Origin of the sequence: Pseudomonas sp. FSL R10-2189, from assembly GCF_009600325.1 — a bacterium.
GTDB classification, from domain to species: domain Bacteria; phylum Pseudomonadota; class Gammaproteobacteria; order Pseudomonadales; family Pseudomonadaceae; genus Aquipseudomonas; species Aquipseudomonas helleri.
Map to the genome: position 1 here is coordinate 77,129 of NZ_WIVZ01000017.1, position 16,296 is coordinate 93,424.

The window sequence follows — 16,296 nt, forward strand, 5'->3', positions numbered from 1 at the left end:
TCAGGCCCTCTCGCCGCGAATGGAAACTGCCGGGAAGGGGTACTGCTCGTTGCGTTCGACCCAGTCCATAAAGTCAGCGCGAGCGCCGGGGAAGCCGATCATGGTCCAGCCGACCATGCCCTTGTTGCCGCCGTGAATGGGGTCGCAAAAGAAGCCTTCCTTAGTGTTTTGCAGCAGGAAACTGAAAAACATCTTGGCCGGGACGTTCTCGAAGTGGGGCGTTCCGGCCTCCAGCTGTTTGAGCACTTCGTCTCGGGTAGCGCTGTCTAGCCCAGCAAATGTTGAGTTATAGGTCGATTTGCACAGTGCCTCCGTGGCAGCGATGCCCAAGCGGTAGATCTGTTTGGGCACAAGCTTGCTCTGCCAGCCCATCTCGGCCGGCGCATCGGTATTGAACGGACCCTGCATGAACCACAGGGCTCCGCTGGCGTACGGTGTATGCATTTGCCGGTCTATGTATTCCGGGACGCCAGCTTCCAGAGCGCCGGGGCCTTGCTCGTCGGCGGGGATCAGGCGTGCTACCGCAGCGTTTAGAAATGCCCACTCTTGGGCCGTGAAATACGTCGGCTCATAAGGTGTGGCAGGGGAAGACGTGCGCCCCACAGGTTCAGGTGTGGCTGTGGCGCCCTCAGCAGGTGTCGCCATGAGCACAGAACCGCCGAGGCCGGTGCTTGCCACAGTGACTACCGGAATCAGCGTTAGGGTTTTGCGCAAAAACTCACGCCGCGGGTTGTCTTGTTCAGACATGGGAGGGGCACCTCTTCAGACATTCACGGGTAGCAGTTGCTCAGTGGCAACTTTCATTTTGGCAGCGACAAGCGTCGCAGATGAGCTTAAAAAATAGGTATCAGCAATTAATAGTTACAAATACTAGCAGGTAAGGGGCGCGGCTGAATCGATTCATGCGTAATTTTGCCGCACCTCAACGCTGCAACAGCGCTGGCTAATCACGAATTTTTGACAAGTGGCTCACACAGTTTTTATCAGGCCTGACTCACTCTAGCGCCACCTCCTTATCCTTTAGTCGAAGTGGTTGCGCTGACATGCCCAAAGCCCGGTTTGCTCCTGCCCTGTGCCTGACATTATTGGCGGCGTTTTCGCTGCCCCAGGCGATGGCCGATGATTTTGCCGTGGTGCGCCCGCCCCAATGGGCGCAGCCGGTTGATGCGCAATACAACCTGTACCAAATGTCGCCCACGCTGTACCGCAGCGCCTTGCCCGATGACCAGGCCCAGCCTTTGCTGGACAAGCTGCACATCGGCACGGTGATCAACTTTCTGCCCGAAGCGGACAGCAGTTGGTTAAAAACCCCGGGGGTTGAACAGGTCCAATTACCGTACCGCACCAATCATGTCGATGACGCCGATGTACTGGCCGCCTTGCGCGCCATTCAAACAGCTCAGGCCCATGGCCCGGTATTGATGCACTGCAAACATGGTGTCGACCGCACGGGCTTGATGGCAGCCATGTATCGCGTGGTGGTGCAGGACTGGAGCAAAGAAGACGCGCTGAAAGAAATGACCCAAGGTGGCTTTGGCGAAAACTCGCACTTCAAAGATGGCATCAAGTACATGACCCAAGCCAATATCCCGAAACTGCGTCAGGCCCTGGCCAGCGGCGCGTGCAGCACCAGCCCGTTCGCATCTTGCGTGGTCAAGAACTGGTTGAGCCCCAAGGCTTAAGGGTTATTGGCCTCAGGTAAAGCCCCGGCCCACTGGCGCAGCGCCGCTTTGCGCTGCATCGGTGGCAGCTTGCCCAGCTGTTCAACGGCCTTGTAAAACACCGACCAGTCACCGCCGGTTTGCTTGAACAACGCCGCAAAGGCCGGTACCCATTGGTCATACAACCCGAACGGCAGCAGCTTGGCGTTGTTCATCGGGGCATTGACCCACGCGTCGTAGCGGTTGTTGCCCGCCCATTGCTGGTCGCGCAGCGCACGGTATTCACGGCGCATTCGCTCAAACTCCGCGGCTTTACGCTGACGCATCTCAGCCGCCGGCAACGTTTGCGTGTACAGCTGCTGCAGGCGCTGGCGTGTGCTCAGGACCAAGGCAATAAACTGTTCGCGCTGCTGCAAACCCATGGTGTGTGCCGCTGGCAGCCCTTGATAGGCGCGCCATTGGCGCGTGCCTTCCTGCTCGACAAAGCTGGCAAATGACTCGTTGAACTCGGTGTCGTCCTTCACATAAAAGCGCTGATGCGCCAGCTCGTGAAAAATTAGCGTGGCCAACCGCTCATCGCCCCAGTGCAGCATGCTGTTAAGGATCGGGTCATCAAACCAGCCCAGGGTCGAGTACGCCTCAACCCCACTAACCCACACATCCATGCCTTGCTCGCGCTTGAGCGCGGCATCCCCGCGAGCGGCACCCTGTGAGTAATAACCCCGGTAGGCCACGCACCCTGCCACCGGGAAGCAATAGGTGACCGGGTCGAGCGAAAACTCCGCTGTCGCAAACACATTCCACACCACGTACGGTCGCTGAATATCGGCGTACAGGCGATAACTCTGGTTGTCAGGCAGCTTTAACTGTTCGCTGGCAAAGGTCCGGGCCGCCTGGGACCGGGCCAGATGCTGGCGCAAAACAGGGTCACGCTGAGGGTCGGCCACCACCTTGGCCACCGGCTCGCGGGCTTGCAACACGTGCCATTGGCCGGTGAGCAATTGCGAGTAGTAACCCGTACTGGAGCAACCGTATAAAAGAGGTAGAAAGGCGAGGGCAATCAGGCAGCGAACAGTCAGGGGCATGGTGCGGTCCAGTGGGCGACAAGTGCTCAGCAAACACACCCTATGTGACGGGTGAGAAAAAGCCCAGCACCCTGTGAGAGTGGTCTGGCGCTATGCTTATGCATCACAACTTGATGGACACTCCCATGCGCACGCTTCTGCTCTTGCTCACGGCCAGCCTGCTCAGCGCCTGTGCCAGCACGCCTCTGCCGCCACACGACCCGAACATGGCCTGGGTTGATCTGGAAACCCAAACCGGCAAGCTGATCATGGCCGAGCGTCTGGATAACCAGCGCCTGAACGACGGGCGTTATTTTCAGGTAACTCCCGGCAACCACGAGCTGATGGTGCGCTTTGACTACGAAGTGTTTATCGGCGGGATGGGCATGTTCAGCGAGCCGCAAGAGCGGCTGTGTTACCTCTCCGTCAACTACGCGGATTTCCAGCCCGGCCAACGCTACCGGTTGCAGGCACGCTCACTGGGCTTTAACGCTTACGCGCGGTTGTACAACGCCGAAGGCAAGGTGCTGGCCGAGGAGCGGCTGGTGAACTGCCTGCCTTAGTCCGTCAGTTATCGTTTTTCTGATAGATGATCTTCTTCGTGCCGTTTTCGCACGAACCTACCACCATGTTCTGATCGTGTACTTCGTCATTGGTCACGATCTCGAGCGTGTAAGACGACACGTTATTGGCCTGAATCTTGGCTTCGATTTCAGCCTTCAACTCGTCGCAAGGCTTGGGCGCTGCCCATACCGAGGTGGCCAAAGCACAACTGATTACCGCTAAAGCAAAACGTTTCATGATGAGACTCCCTTCTTGCAGAACGCACAGTAATGGTCAGACGCAATCGGCGGCTATTCGATCACATTCGGCGGTGTCTGCGAACTGTCCGGGCAAACGCCGCCCCCACTGCGATGCAGGCGGGGGCGTACGTTGGGTCTATCGATCAGGCCTGCAGCGTGGCGTCGAGGGTGATTTTGGCGTTCAGCACCTTGGACACCGGGCAGCCTTCTTTGGCTTTTTTGGTCAGCTCATCGAATTGCTGCTGGGTCGCGCCCGGTATTTTGGCCTTGAGGATCAAGTGCACCGCAGTAATCGCAAACCCGCCCTCGACTTGATCCAGGGTGACTTCAGCCTTGGTGTCGATGCTGTCGGCCTTAAGCCCGGCATCGCCCAAAATCATCGACAGGGCCATCGAAAAGCAGCCGGCATGGGCGGCGCCGATCAGTTCTTCAGGGTTGGTGCCCTTGCCACCTTCAAAGCGGGCCTTGAAGCCATACGGTGCGTCGCGCAACACGCCCGTCTCGGTAGAGATGGAGCCGATGCCGGTTTTGAGGTCGCCTGCCCAGTGTGCCGATGCAGTCTTTTTAATACTCATACGTGCCTCCTGAAGAACGGCGTGAAGGTTTCACGCCTTGACTGAGGTTGTGAGGGGTGTCGGCTCCACAAAGTTCATCCTGTCGGACAAATCGCATTTTTTCGTGGCTCAAATGATGAATGCCATTGAAACTCGGGTATATGCCCATATTGCTGTCATCACTGGCGGGTTAATGCGAGTGCCTGAACCTGCCCCTCACTTGGAGTAGCCAGCTGATGAAACGATTGTCTGATGTCAAATTCTCGACCCTCGACCTGGTGCCTGTGCGCGAAAACGGTAGCGCCGCCCAGTCGTTGCACAACTCGCTGGATTTGGCCCAACACGTAGAAAAGTTTGGCTACAACCGTTTTTGGGTAGCCGAACACCACAACATGGACGGCATCGCCAGCTCGGCGACCTCGGTGCTGATCGGTTATCTGGCCGGTGGCACCTCGACCATTCGCGTCGGTTCGGGCGGGGTGATGCTGCCCAACCACGCACCGCTGGTGATTGCCGAGCAGTTCGGCACGCTCGAAAGCCTCTACCCTGGGCGCATCGACCTGGGCCTTGGCCGTGCGCCGGGCTCCGACCAAATGACTGCCCGCGCCCTGCGCCGTGAGCGTTCCGGCAGCGCGGACGACTTCCCGGAAGACGTCGCCGAGCTGATGCGCTACCTGGGCCCACGCACCCCGGACCAGCGAGTGATCGCCATGCCCGGTACCGGCACCAACGTGCCCGTGTGGTTGCTGGGGTCAAGCTTGTTCAGCGCGCAACTGGCCGGTGAGCGTGGCTTGCCCTACGCCTTCGCCTCACATTTCGCACCGCGTTTGATGCACGAAGCGATTCGCGTCTACCGCAACCACTTCAAGCCTTCGGCGGTGCTCGACAAGCCGTATGTGATGTTGGGTGTGCCGTTGGTCGCGGCCGATACTGATGAACAGGCTGAATACCTGTCCACCTCCGTGCTGCAACGCATTTTGGCCTTGATGCGTGGGCAGAGCCTGGTACAGCGCGCGCCGGTGAAAACCATGGACGGGCTGTGGCTACCCCACGAGAAAGAAGCAGTGATGAGCTTTTTGGGCCTGGCGATGGTCGGCAGCCCCGAGAAAATCCGCGCCAAACTGCAAGTGCTGGTCGAACAGACCCAGGCAGATGAGCTGATTTTTACCTGTGACCTGTACGAGCATGCAGACCGTATTCATTCCTACGAACTGCTGTCGCAAGTCATGAAAGGGGCCTAAACCCACGTAAAGCCTGTAGGAGCGAGCTTGCTCGCGAGCTTTTAAACAATCAAAAGATCGCGAGCAAGCTCGCTCCTACAGGTGTATTTCAAGGTATCAGCCGCGCTTGTAAACGATATCTTTGGTGCCGCCTTCACATGAGCCCACGACTTTTCCGTCAGAGGCAGTGCCCTTGTCGACCACTTCCAGCGAATAGTGCGGGACGCCATTAGCATCAATCTTCGCAGCAATTTCGCTTTTCAGTTCCTCACAAGGCTTGCCCGCTGCGAAAGCAGTGCCCGCCAGACTCAGTAAAGCTACAGCCACTAAAATCTTTTTCATCGGTCAGTTCCCCAGATCAAAACAAAATGGGTGCGACACGACTGCTCATGTCGCACCCAGAGGGTTTAGCGGACTTTGTGGCAAACGGCCAGTTTGTTGGCTAAAAGTCTGACGCAGATCAGCTGCTGGCGATCCGGAAACCGACCTTCAGCGTCACCTGATAGTGCGCCACCTTGCCGTCCTTGATATGCCCGCGCGTGTCCAGCACCTCAAACCATTCCAGGTGTTTGATGGTTTTGTTGGCTTCGGCCAGTGCATGACTGATGGCGTCTTCTATGCTGCTTGGGGACGAGCCTACCAGTTCGATTTTCTTGTAGGTGTGATGGTCAGACATAACGTTCTCCTTTGTCGTCAATCAAAGCCTAGCAGCGAATCTGCTGAATACTTCGTGGGCCGTTCGCAAGGAAAAGTTCAGGTTTTTTGCACTTTCTGAAAACGGCGCAGTCGGACTAAACACGCACCCTCACTCACAAATGCAGGAGAGCCCTAATGGCTAGCAATACTTCACGTAAAGCGTCATTGCAAAGCATGGAAGCCGAGATCGAGAGCCTGCTCAAGTCTCTGGAGAGCTTCAAGCACGACGCGTCTGACGAGTCCAAAAAGACCCTTGGCGCCCTCAAAAGCAATGCCGAGAACGCGCTGAAACATTCGCGTCACCTGCTCAGCGACGCGTATGAAGAAGTGAAAGACAAAACCCGCGAAACCGCCATTGCCACCCGTGAATACGCACAAGAGCATCCATATGCGACCGCCGGCGTTGCACTGGGTGCATTGGGCCTGCTGGCGGCTTTTCTGCTCTGCAAGCGTAACTAATCCTGCGCAAGCTCAGCCTTGAGCCATTGCGCCAGTTGCCGAGCGCGCCCGTCTGCGGCGCGCTTTGGCACCCACAACGCCAGCTGCGCCGGGGTTTGAGTAAAGCCCCACGGCGCAGTCAGGCGACCGGCTCGCACGTCCTCAGCCACTAACGGCTCAGGGGCAATTGCCACACCCAGGCCCGCCACTGCGGCTTCGAGCAAGTAGTACAAGTGCTCAAACCCTTGCCCGTAATTTAACGCCTTCGCATCGATCGCCTGTTGTTGTGCCCAGCTGGGCCACGCCTGCGGTCGCGACGTGGTGTGCAGCAGCGGTTCATCCAGCAGGGCGCTGGCCGGTGCCTGACACAGTTGCGGGTAATGCGCGTAATGCGGGCTCAGCACCGGGCCGATGCGCTCACTGGCCAATTCGTACACCTGCATGTCAGCGGGCCATGGCGGCTCGGCAAACACCAGCCACGCGTCCAGCCCGGAGCGGCGCGGGTCCAGATCGCCTTCACCGGCCGACAGGTGCAAACGCAAATCTGGCAAGTCGGCTTTCAAACGGCCCAGACGCGGGATAAACCAGCGCGCCAGCAAACTGCCCGAACAGCCCAGCACAAACGGCGCGTCGACATGGCTTTGCGTGAGTTCGGTGCATACATTACGCAAGCGGTCGAAGGCTTCGCTGCTGGCATCGCGCAGGCGGATCCCGGCGTCCGTGAGCTTCAGGCCGCGGCCTTCCTTCACAAACAGGCTGACCCCCAAGTGTTCTTCAAGCACTTTGATTTGCCGACTAACGGCACCGTGGGTGACGTTAAGCTGCTCGGCCGCCTGGCTGACGCTGTTCAGGCGGGCGGTGGCTTCGAACGCGCGCAGGGCGTTCAGGGGCGGGAGATCGCGGCTCATGGTATCTGTGAGTTTTCCTGACAGGTTGTGGCGATCTTATCGGTTTTCATCTGGCGTTGTCGCGCGTAAAGTCAGGCCCATCGACCTTCGCACCTCTTTATCTGGAGCGTCACATGACCCAATCCACATTGCGTAACGGCCCGGACGACAATGGCCTGTTCGGCTCATTCGGCGGCCGCTACGTCGCTGAAACCCTGATGCCGCTGATCCTCGACCTCGACCGCGAGTACGAGCTGGCCAAAAAAGACCCTGAGTTCATCAAAGAACTGGCCTACTTCCAGCGCGACTACGTGGGCCGTCCAAGCCCGCTGTACTTTGCCGAGCGCCTGACCGAGTTTTGCGGCGGCGCCAAGATCTACCTCAAGCGCGAAGAGCTGAACCACACCGGCGCGCACAAGATCAACAACTGCATCGGGCAGATTCTGCTGGCGCGGCGCATGGGCAAAAAACGCATCATCGCCGAAACCGGCGCAGGCATGCACGGCGTTGCGACGGCCACCGTGGCCGCACGTTTTGGCCTGCAATGCGTGATCTACATGGGCACCACCGACATCGAGCGCCAACAGGCCAACGTGTTTCGCATGAAACTGCTGGGCGCCGAAGTGATCCCGGTCGTGGCCGGCACCGGCACCTTGAAAGACGCCATGAACGAAGCGCTGCGTGACTGGGTGACCAACGTCGACAGCACCTTCTACCTGATCGGCACCGTGGCTGGCCCGCACCCGTATCCGGCGATGGTGCGCGACTTCCAGGCCGTAATCGGCAAGGAAACCCGCGAGCAGATGCAAGCCCAGGAAGGCCGCCTGCCGGACAGCCTGGTGGCGTGCATCGGCGGTGGCTCCAACGCGATGGGCTTGTTCCACCCGTTCCTGGACGACACCGGCGTTGAAATCATTGGTGTTGAAGCGGCCGGTTACGGCATTGAAACCGGCAAACACGCGGCCAGCCTCAACGGCGGCGAGCCGGGCGTGCTGCACGGCAACCGTACCTTCCTGCTGCAAGACGACGACGGCCAGATCATCGATGCCCACTCGATCTCGGCGGGCCTGGACTACCCCGGTATTGGCCCGGAACACGCGTGGTTGCACGACATCGGTCGCGTCCAGTACACCTCGGTCACCGACGACGAAGCGCTGGATGCGTTCCATAAATGCTGCCGCCTTGAAGGCATCATCCCGGCCCTGGAAAGCGCCCACGCGCTGGCCGAAGTCTTCAAGCGCGCACCGACCTTGCCGGCCGATCACCTGATGGTGGTCAACCTGTCTGGCCGAGGCGACAAAGACATGCAAACCGTGATGCACCACGTTGAACAGTCCCAGCAGGAGAAACACTGATGAGCCGCCTGCAAACGCGTTTTGCCGAACTCAAAGAACAAAACCGCGCTGCGCTGGTGACCTTTGTCACCGCCGGTGACCCGGATTACGCCACCTCGCTGGCCATCCTCAAAGGCCTGCCTGCTGCGGGCGCTGACGTGATCGAGCTGGGCATGCCCTTCACCGATCCAATGGCCGATGGCCCGGCGATCCAGCTGGCCAACATCCGTGCGCTGGGTGCCAAGCAAAACCTGGCGAAAACCCTGCAAATGGTGCGCGAGTTCCGCGAAGGCAACAGCGACACGCCGCTGGTGCTGATGGGTTACTTCAACCCGATCCACCATTACGGTGTGGCTAAATTCATCGCTGACGCCAAAGCGGCTGGCGTTGACGGCATGATCGTGGTCGACATGCCACCCGAGCACAACTCAGAGCTGTGCGACCCTGCGCAAGCGGCGGGCCTAGACTTCATCCGCCTGACCACCCCAACGACTGACGATGCGCGCCTGCCTAAAGTGCTCAATGGCAGCTCGGGCTTTGTGTACTACGTGTCGGTGGCAGGCGTGACCGGCGCCGGTTCCGCAACTACAGACCAAGTGAGCGAAGCGATTGCGCGCCTGCGCCGTCACACCGACTTGCCGATCAGTGTGGGTTTCGGGATTCGCACTCCGGAACAAGCGGCGGCGATTGCCCGCTTGGCGGATGGCGTGGTGGTGGGCTCGGCCTTGATCGACAAAATCGAAAACGCGGCCACCCCGGAACAAGCGGTCGATGGCGTACTGAGCCTGTGCGCGGCCTTGGCCGAAGGCGTGCGGACTGCTCGTTAAAAGTCAAAAGCCCCCTCACCCTAACCCTCTCCCGGAGGGAGAGGGGACTGATTGGGGGTTGCTGAAGATTTTTGGCAGCCTGTCACCCTTGCACTGAACCGGAGAACACCTCGGTAAAGCTCCCTCTCCCTCGGGAGAGGGTTGGGGTGAGGGCAGGGCTTCACCCGCCGCGCATGGCGGGCACCACTTCATGGGTCAGCCATTGGCGCAAATGGCGGTTTTCGGGGTGGTAGTGGTACAGCAACATCGCATACGCCCCCGATTCGCTGAGCATCAAGGTGTCTTGCACGGTGCCGTGGCTACGGATCGGTAATTCCTGATGCTGATCAGCATCCAGCTTGGCCAACCCTTTACGCCCTAACGTGCGGCCCATCAAACGGCCGAGATCGCGTGCGCAACACCACATTTGATCCCCCAACCACACCACCCGCAATTGCAGGCGATGGCGCACAAAAATTCGGCTGTTAAGTGGCTCGGGGTCAAGCTCGTAATGCGCCAAGGCGCGCCGGGTGGCCGCGTGATCGTTGAGCAAGGTGTGGGTGTAATCGGTGTTTGAGCGGGGTGGGTCGGGTGTGAGGGTTTTCATTTGGCTGCTTCCTAACGTATGGGTTGGAGCCGCTAAACATCACTTCCACATGATAGGTGGCGGCTGTACGCAGGTGTGGAAGACCGGGACGTTAGGCACCCGGCGCACTCGAGAGTGCCCCGCGCACAGCCACCATAAAGCACAGGCAATAAAAAACGCCTGACTGGGTGGCGCTTTGTGCGCCTAACGATATAAGGGCTTCCACACCCTGTCACTGATTTTGCAGTGACAGCCCCAAGACTAGGCCTGCCAACCCGGCCCCACAAGCGGGTCAACGCCGCTACGGGTTGCAGGAAATGTCCGAGAAATCGCCCTCACCCCAACCCTCTCCCTCCGGGAGAGGGCCAGGGTGAGGGCAAGGCATCACGCGGTTTTACTTCTGCGAACCATCATCATGCTGCAAGTTGGCCTGGGTCAGGTTGCAGCCCGCCGGCACGCTGCGGGTGAGCCAGACGTTGCCGCCAATCGTCGAGCCTTTGCCGATGGTGATGCGCCCCAGAATGGTCGCGCCGGCATAGATCACCACGTCGTCTTCTACGATCGGGTGGCGCGGGTGGCCTTTTTGCAGTTGGCCCGATTCGTCCGCCGGGAAACGTTTGGCGCCCAAGGTCACTGCTTGGTAGATACGTACACGTTCGCCGATGATCGCGGTTTCTCCGATCACCACGCCCGTACCGTGGTCGATAAAGAAGCTGCGACCAATCTGCGCGCCCGGGTGAATATCAATACCGGTGGACGAATGCGCGATTTCCGCGCTGATGCGGGCCAGCAAGGGCAGGCCGGCGCGGTACATGTGGTGCGCCAGGCGATGATGAATCACCGCCAGAATCCCCGGATAGCACAGCAACACTTCGTCGACACTGCGCGCCGCCGGGTCGCCGTGGTAGGCGGCCAGGACGTCGGTGTCGAGGATGCTGCGCAGGCGCGGCAAGGCCAGGGCAAAGTCCTGGATCAACACGGTCGCCGTCTCGTCCACGCCCGCATCCGGCAACCCGGCCTGACGCGCCGCGTAACGCAGCTCAAGTCGCGCCTGGGCCAGCAACGCATTAAGCGCTACGTCGAGGGTGTGGCCCACGTAGAAATCTTCGCTCTCTTCGCGAAGGTCGACCGGGCCCAGGCGCATCGGGAACAACGCCCCGCACAGGGCCTCAAGGATCTCGGCCATCGCGGCGCGCGAAGGCAGCTCGCGGCCGCCCAGTTCGCCGCTGACACGGCCGTTTTGCGAACGCCACTGGTTACGGGCCGTGCGCAATTGGCCGACGATGGTTTGCAACTGCCAAGGGTTGGAACGTTCACTCACGCTGAATTCTCCGCGCGCTGGGGGGCTGATTGATCAGCCGCGAATGGGCAATGATTTTTACGGTATCAAACTGTTTCGGGCTTAGCCAATTAACGCGTGCGTCGACGCCAGATTCGCCAGCCCACGAACATCAGCACCAACACGCTCAACGCCGCCGCCAGCGCCACGGTCAAGCCGTTATAACTGAGCAGCGGTTTCTCGATACGCACATAACCGGGCTTGGCAAACAAATGGCGCAACGCCGTGTTGGCTTGCTCAAGTGTCACCGCTTGCAAGCGTTTGGACGGGTCGGCAAACCGGCCGCCGTCGTAGTCGCCCAAGGCGCTCCAGTAGTAATCAGCCAAAGCGCTGTTGCCCTGCACAGCCCAGGCCTGGCGCGCCACGGCGGCGTTTTTGAGGCGGGCAAAGGTCTGCGGGTCGAGGCCGTCCTTGAGCAAACGTTGTTTGAGTTCGCCCATCACCTGTTGAGCCTTGGCCACGTCATCGCGGGCGAGGTCGGCGTTGAGACTTAAAAAGCTCACGCCGCCGAAGACTTCGCGCTCGGCCCAGGGCCCGTAAGACAACCCGTGCTTGAGCCGCAGCTCGCTGTACAACGACCACTCCAGGTAATCGCGCAGCAGGTCCCAGGTTTCATCGTACTGGTCGTCGATCACCGGCTCCGGCAGCAACCAATGCAGCTTGGCCGTCTCGCCGACCACACCGCGCACCAATGTGCGCTCGGTGTCGGCCTTGGCTTCGATGGCGGGCAGCGGCAGGTGCTCGCTGGGGTCGACCGGTTCGAGTGCGCCGTAGGTGCGCTCCAGATACGCCGGCAGCAGGCGGTCGAGGTCGCCAACCATGATCAGGGTCATGTTGTTGGGGGCGTACCACGTGTTGCGCACCGCTTCGAGTTGTTGGCGCGTGAGGTCATGTACCTCGGCGCGTTCGGCGCATTTGAGGCCCAACTCCACCGCCAACTGGTTGCTGGCGCTGTGCCCGAGGTCCTGGCGGTCCAGCCAGCGTTGCAGGTGCGAATAGTGGCCGCCGTCTTCGCGCTCAACCACTTGCTTGGCCTCGCTGATGCGCTGGTCGGTCATTTGTGTGCGGGTCAGCAGGCTCAGCAGCAGGTCGAGGATTTTGCGCTGGTTTTTCGCCGGGGCTTCGATCACAAAGGTGGTGTCGGCATTGCTGGTGTAGGCGTTCCATTCGCCGCCCAGCGCTTGCATGCGCTCTTCCAGGCCGCCTTCACCACCGTCGTCGACGCCGCTGAACAATAAGTGCTCCAGCAGGTGGGGTAGCTGTTGATCGGCGCAACTGAAGTCATCCATGCCCACGCCGACGACCAAACGAATGGACACATGGCCGCGCTCATAGCCGGGCTTGAGGATCAGTTGTAAGCCGTTAGGCAGTTGATAGCCCTCCACGCTGTAGCGGTCGAGGGCAAAAGTCTGAGCTGCTCCCAGCAGCACGCAGATAAACAGCAGGCAACGCATAAAAATCCCTGGATCTCTGAATCCGTTTTGAGAGGGCGAGTGGCGCAGCGCGTCAGTCTGTGCAGGTTAGACGCTGCTTACAGACTGACAACACGTTCGCGTGCAACGTTCAGGGTGAATGCAGGGTGTCGGCGTTGTCTTCAGGTTCCAGGGCGCCGGTATCAATGTTTTCCAGCACCACGTAGGCGCTGCCGCAAAACAGTGAGTTCAGGCGCAGCATGTCGGCGATCAGTTCCAGATGCACGGAGCTGGTTTCGATGCTTTGGGTGATTTTACGTTGCAGGCGGCTCACGTGGGCGTGGGCCAGGCGACGCTCTTGTGCGCGAAAGCGGCGTTTTTCACGCAGCAGTTGGCGCGCGCTCTGTGGGTCTGAGTTAAGGAACACAGTGAGCCCCAGGCGCAGGTTCTCGATGAGCTGGGTTTGCAGGTCTACCAGCTCCTCAAGCCCTGTGGCCGAAAACGAACGGCGTTGTGAGGTTTTCTGCTGCTGGACCTTGCGCAGCATGCGCTCGATCAGGTCGCTGGCCAGTTTAAGGTTGATCGCCAGTTCGATGATCTCGGCCCAGCGGCGACTGTCGTGTTCGCCCAGGTCTTCGCGGGGCATTTGCGCCAAGTACAGTTTGACCCCGCTGTAGAGCACTTCGACGTCATCGCTGAGGGTGCGCATTGCTTGCGTCATCGAGGTTTGCTTGCCGCGCAGAACGTCGAGCATATTGACCAACATGGTGTCGATCAGGTCGCCAATGCGCAGGGTTTCGCGCACGGCGTTGGTCAGCGCCAGAGCGGGCGTGTCGAGTGCGGCTGCGTCGAGGTGGCGCGGGGTGACGCTGCCGTTGGCGATCTCGCGTTCGGGCAATAGTCGGGCACACAGCCGCGCCATGAGGCCGATGGTGGGCAGCATCAAGAAGCAGCGCGTGGTGTTGTAGAGCAGGTGGAAGCCGATGACCAGTTCCTGCGGCCTGAAGTTAAGGCTGTCCATCCAGTTCACCAGCGGCGTGAGCACCGGCATGATCAGCAGCAAGCCGATCAGTTTGTAGAGCAGGCTGCCGAGCGCCACTTGCCGCCCCGCCGCGTTTTGCATGCTGGTGCTGAGGAACGCCAGCACGCCGCTGCCGATGTTGGCGCCGATCACCAGGCCAACGGCCACGGGCAGGCTGATCACGCTGGCGCCGGCCAGGGTCGCGGTGAGCAGTACGGCGGCCAGGCTGGAGTACGAGACCATCGCAAACAGCGCGCCGACCAGTGCGTCGAGCAGCAGGTCGCCGGTCAACGAGGCGAAGATCACCTTCACCCCTTGGGCGTGGGTGATGGGCGCGGCGGCTTCGACGATCAGTTGCAACGCCAGAATAATCAGGCCCAGGCCAATCCCGACGCGCCCCAGTTGCCCGGCGCGGGTTTGTTTGCGCGACAGAAAGAAGATCACGCCCAAAAAAATCAGCAGCGGTGACAGCCACGACAAGTCGAAGGTCAGCACCCGTGCCATGAGCGCGGTGCCGACGTCAGCGCCGAGCATGGTCGCCAGCGCGGGCGTAAGCGCCATCAGGCCCTGGCCGACAAAAGAGGTCACCAGCAGGGCGGTGGCGTTGCTGCTTTGCACCATGGCGGTGACGATGATACCGGCGATAAACGCGAGTATCGGTCTGGACACGTTTTGCCCGATGACATGGCGCAAGTTCGTGCCGTAAACCCGCAAGATACCGGTTCGCACGATGTGCGTGCCCCAGATCAGCAGGGTCACGGCAGAGAGAAGATTGAGCAGGGTCAGCATGCTGGCTCCCTGTGGTCGATACTTTGGAGGATCAGATAGCTGCAGGCCGTTCTTACAGATGTTTCTTAAGCTGTAGTCGGCAATTGAGCAGAACGCCAGCATCGCACAGCTGGCGGTGTGTTGAAACATTTGTGAAACATTTGCACCTTCACTGTAGGAGCGAGCTTGCCTCGCGATCTTTTAAACGCTCAAAAGATCGCGAGACAAGCTCGCTCCTACAGGAAGGTCGGGTTAATTGAGCTTCAGCACTTTGGCCAGGACGATTTTCGGGCCTTTCATCTTTTTGATGATGATGCGCAGGCCTTCAACTTCCAATTGCTCTTCTTCTTCGGGCACGCGGTTGAGGGTGTCGTAGATCAGGCCCGCAACGGTTTCGGCCTCGACGTGGTCAAGGTCGACGCCCAGCAGGCGCTCGATCTTGAACAACGGCGTGTCACCGCGCACCAGCAGTTTGCCCGGCTGGTACGAGAGGATGCCTCGCTCGGCCTTGCGGTGTTCGTCCTGAATGTCGCCCACCAGCACTTCGAGCACGTCTTCCATGGTCAGGTAGCCGACCACTTTGCCGTCAGCTTCTTCCACCAGCGCAAAGTGCGCGCCGCCCTTGCGGAACTGCTCCAGCAGCTGCGCCAGCGGCATGTGACGTGACACGCGCTCCAGCGGGCGGATCAGTTCTTCAAGGTTGAAGGTTTCGGGCAGGTGATCGAGGTCAGCCAGCTCAAGCAGCAGGTCCTTGATGTGCAGCAGGCCGACAAAGGTGTTGGTGTCGGCGTCGTAGACCGGGTAGCGGCTGAACTTGTGACGGCGGAACAGCGCAAGGATTTCCTTGAGCGGTGCCTTGTAGTCCAGGGTCACCAGGTCTTCGCGCGAATTGGCCCAGTCGACCACTTCCAGCTCGCCCATTTCCACGGCCGAGGCCAGCACGCGCATGCCTTGGTCGCTCGGGTCCTGACCACGGCTGGAGTGCAGGATCAGTTTGAGTTCTTCGCGGCTGTAGGCGTGGTCATGGTGAGCACCGGGCTCGCCTTGGCCGGCAATTCGCAAAATGGCGTTGGCGCTGGCGTTGAGCAAGTAGATGGCCGGGTACATGGCCCAGTAAAACAGGTACAGCGGCACGGCTGTCCACAGCGACAGGGTTTCGGGTTTGCGGATGGCCCAGGATTTAGGGGCCAGTTCGCCGACCACAATGTGCAGGTACGAAATGATGAAGAAGGCGGTAAAGAACGACACGCCTTTGATCACTTCAGGCGACTGCACGCCCAGCGCGCCGAGTAGCGGTTCGAGCAAGTGGGCAAACGCCGGCTCACCGACCCAGCCCAGGCCCAGCGAGGCCAGGGTGATACCCAATTGGCAGGCGGACAGGTAAGCGTCGAGCTGGTTGTGCACGGTGCGCAGGATCTGCCCGCGCCAGCCGTTGACGTCTGCGATGGCCTCGACCCGGGTCGAGCGCAGTTTGACCATGGCAAATTCAGCCGCAACGAAAAAGCCGTTGAGCAGTACCAGGATCAGAGCAAAAAGAATCATGCCGAAGTCGGCGAAGAGTGTTGCGAGGGTCAAGCCAGGGGAAGGGTCCATGATGGAGTTTTACGGGTTCCAATATTCAACGAGTTGAGGGTTTCAGGGCCTGCATAAGCAGGCTCCGGCCAAGCAATGTAGCGGCTGACGCGATGCTTGCCTAGTGGGCTTTTG

General features: G+C 59.9%; 18 protein-coding genes. 6 read left to right on the plus strand and 12 right to left on the minus strand.

Features of this window, described 5'->3' with window-relative positions; genetic code table 11:
- On the minus strand, positions 1–747 hold the full coding sequence (locus tag GHO32_RS14070) for a gluconate 2-dehydrogenase subunit 3 family protein (RefSeq protein ID WP_153334382.1): 747 nt from the start codon (positions 745–747) through the stop codon (positions 1–3).
- Positions 748–1,043: 296 nt separating this feature from the next.
- On the opposite strand from GHO32_RS14070, the gene GHO32_RS14075 reads away from it, so the two are divergent.
- Positions 1,044–1,682 (plus strand): dual specificity protein phosphatase family protein, encoded by a 639-nt coding sequence (locus tag GHO32_RS14075; protein ID WP_153334380.1) that lies wholly within the window; start codon positions 1,044–1,046, stop codon positions 1,680–1,682.
- On the opposite strand, the gene GHO32_RS14080 is transcribed toward GHO32_RS14075, so the two are convergent.
- Complete coding sequence (locus GHO32_RS14080; RefSeq protein ID WP_153334378.1) at positions 1,679–2,746, minus strand: aminopeptidase; 1,068 nt, start codon at positions 2,744–2,746, stop codon at positions 1,679–1,681. The two genes, GHO32_RS14075 and GHO32_RS14080, sit on opposite strands and share 4 nt — an antisense overlap.
- A gap of 125 nt (positions 2,747–2,871) precedes the next feature.
- Here GHO32_RS14080 and GHO32_RS14085 point away from each other — a divergent pair, with 125 nt between their 5' ends.
- A complete protein-coding gene (locus GHO32_RS14085; RefSeq protein ID WP_153334376.1) occupies positions 2,872–3,288 on the plus strand; it encodes a hypothetical protein in 417 nt (138 codons plus the stop codon).
- A 4-nt stretch (positions 3,289–3,292) separates the two neighbouring features.
- Here GHO32_RS14085 and GHO32_RS14090 read toward each other — a convergent pair whose 3' ends face one another.
- Both GHO32_RS14090 and GHO32_RS14095 read right to left on the minus strand, forming a co-directional pair.
- Positions 3,293–3,526 (minus strand): DUF1161 domain-containing protein, encoded by a 234-nt coding sequence (locus tag GHO32_RS14090; protein WP_048371159.1) that lies wholly within the window; start codon positions 3,524–3,526, stop codon positions 3,293–3,295.
- Between the two features lie 145 nt (positions 3,527–3,671).
- On the minus strand, positions 3,672–4,103 hold the full coding sequence (locus GHO32_RS14095) for an OsmC family protein (protein ID WP_048371157.1): 432 nt from the start codon (positions 4,101–4,103) through the stop codon (positions 3,672–3,674).
- A 215-nt stretch (positions 4,104–4,318) separates the two neighbouring features.
- Here GHO32_RS14095 and GHO32_RS14100 point away from each other — a divergent pair, with 215 nt between their 5' ends.
- Positions 4,319–5,323: an LLM class flavin-dependent oxidoreductase gene (locus GHO32_RS14100; RefSeq protein ID WP_048389157.1), complete on the plus strand. Its 1,005-nt coding sequence runs from the start codon at positions 4,319–4,321 to the stop codon at positions 5,321–5,323.
- Positions 5,324–5,419: 96 nt separating this feature from the next.
- Here the strand turns inward: GHO32_RS14100 and GHO32_RS14105 are convergent, their stop codons facing one another.
- Together GHO32_RS14105 and GHO32_RS14110 are read right to left on the minus strand one after the other, a co-directional pair.
- Positions 5,420–5,644: a DUF1161 domain-containing protein gene (locus GHO32_RS14105; protein ID WP_048371153.1), complete on the minus strand. Its 225-nt coding sequence runs from the start codon at positions 5,642–5,644 to the stop codon at positions 5,420–5,422.
- A 118-nt stretch (positions 5,645–5,762) separates the two neighbouring features.
- Positions 5,763–5,978 carry a dodecin gene (locus tag GHO32_RS14110; RefSeq protein WP_048371152.1) on the minus strand — a complete coding sequence of 72 codons (216 nt, stop codon included), beginning with the start codon at positions 5,976–5,978 and terminating at the stop codon, positions 5,763–5,765.
- Positions 5,979–6,133: 155 nt separating this feature from the next.
- On the opposite strand from GHO32_RS14110, the gene GHO32_RS14115 reads away from it, so the two are divergent.
- Entirely contained in the window at positions 6,134–6,457 is a 324-nt protein-coding gene (locus GHO32_RS14115) for a YqjD family protein (protein ID WP_048371150.1), read from the plus strand.
- Here GHO32_RS14115 and GHO32_RS14120 read toward each other — a convergent pair.
- Positions 6,454–7,344, minus strand: coding sequence for a LysR family transcriptional regulator (locus GHO32_RS14120; RefSeq protein ID WP_153334374.1), 891 nt, complete (start codon positions 7,342–7,344; stop codon positions 6,454–6,456). The two genes, GHO32_RS14115 and GHO32_RS14120, sit on opposite strands and share 4 nt — an antisense overlap.
- A 113-nt stretch (positions 7,345–7,457) precedes the next feature.
- Between GHO32_RS14120 and trpB the strand changes: the two genes are divergently transcribed.
- Together trpB and trpA are read left to right on the plus strand one after the other, a co-directional pair.
- Positions 7,458–8,678: a tryptophan synthase subunit beta gene (gene trpB / locus GHO32_RS14125; protein ID WP_048371147.1), complete on the plus strand. Its 1,221-nt coding sequence runs from the start codon at positions 7,458–7,460 to the stop codon at positions 8,676–8,678.
- Positions 8,678–9,484, plus strand: coding sequence for a tryptophan synthase subunit alpha (gene trpA, locus GHO32_RS14130; RefSeq protein ID WP_048389165.1), 807 nt, complete (start codon positions 8,678–8,680; stop codon positions 9,482–9,484). The genes trpB and trpA overlap by 1 nt, the downstream gene beginning before the upstream one ends.
- A gap of 160 nt (positions 9,485–9,644) precedes the next feature.
- Here the strand turns inward: trpA and GHO32_RS14135 are convergent, their stop codons facing one another.
- The 5 genes from GHO32_RS14135 to GHO32_RS14155 all read right to left on the minus strand — a co-directional run bounded on the left by GHO32_RS14135 (position 9,645) and on the right by GHO32_RS14155 (position 16,182).
- On the minus strand, positions 9,645–10,070 hold the full coding sequence (locus GHO32_RS14135) for a Bro-N domain-containing protein (protein WP_153334372.1): 426 nt from the start codon (positions 10,068–10,070) through the stop codon (positions 9,645–9,647).
- A 373-nt stretch (positions 10,071–10,443) separates the two neighbouring features.
- Entirely contained in the window at positions 10,444–11,370 is a 927-nt protein-coding gene (epsC, locus tag GHO32_RS14140) for a serine O-acetyltransferase EpsC (RefSeq protein WP_048371143.1), read from the minus strand.
- An 89-nt stretch (positions 11,371–11,459) separates the two neighbouring features.
- Positions 11,460–12,842, minus strand: a complete 1,383-nt coding sequence (locus GHO32_RS14145) for a pitrilysin family protein (protein WP_153336155.1) — start codon at positions 12,840–12,842, stop codon at positions 11,460–11,462.
- 109 nt (positions 12,843–12,951) lie between these two features.
- Entirely contained in the window at positions 12,952–14,610 is a 1,659-nt protein-coding gene (locus GHO32_RS14150; protein ID WP_153336156.1) for a Na/Pi cotransporter family protein, read from the minus strand.
- 231 nt (positions 14,611–14,841) lie between these two features.
- On the minus strand, positions 14,842–16,182 hold the full coding sequence (locus GHO32_RS14155; RefSeq protein WP_048371137.1) for a hemolysin family protein: 1,341 nt from the start codon (positions 16,180–16,182) through the stop codon (positions 14,842–14,844).
- Positions 16,183–16,296: the final 114 nt, after the last annotated feature.